The sequence below is a fragment of the Weissella sp. DD23 genome, assembly GCF_001579105.1.
Classification (GTDB): Bacteria; Bacillota; Bacilli; order Lactobacillales; family Lactobacillaceae; genus Weissella; species Weissella cibaria.
Genome location: NZ_KQ970517.1, coordinates 1 through 268, shown reverse-complemented (window position 1 = coordinate 268; position 268 = coordinate 1). Strand labels below are relative to the sequence as shown.

The following is a 268-nucleotide window of genomic DNA, read 5'->3' as shown; positions in this document are numbered from 1 at the left end:
TTTGGTTATTATTACTTTGTAGAATCGCGGTCAATGTAACCGTGTGGCAAGATAATGTTCTTTACTGCCAATTCTTCGTGATTCATTAATTTAGTCAGCATACGCATGGCAACCGCGCCAAGGTCGTAGATTGGCTGCGTGATTGATGACATTTGTGGCCGGGTCATCACCGCGATTTTTGAGTTATTGTTTGTAATCAACTCAAAATCATCCGGCACGTTGACACCGGCGTCAGTTAGACCATTTAACAAGCCGGCAGCCATTTCAT

The 268-nt window shown here is 43.7% G+C and carries 1 protein-coding gene; it reads right to left on the bottom strand.

All coding sequences use genetic code 11. From position 1 onward, the window contains the following. Positions 1-11: 11 nt before the first annotated feature. Positions 12-268 (bottom strand): substrate-binding domain-containing protein (locus tag WEIDD23_RS12540; protein WP_197458919.1); only part of this gene is annotated, 257 nt, incomplete at its 5' end.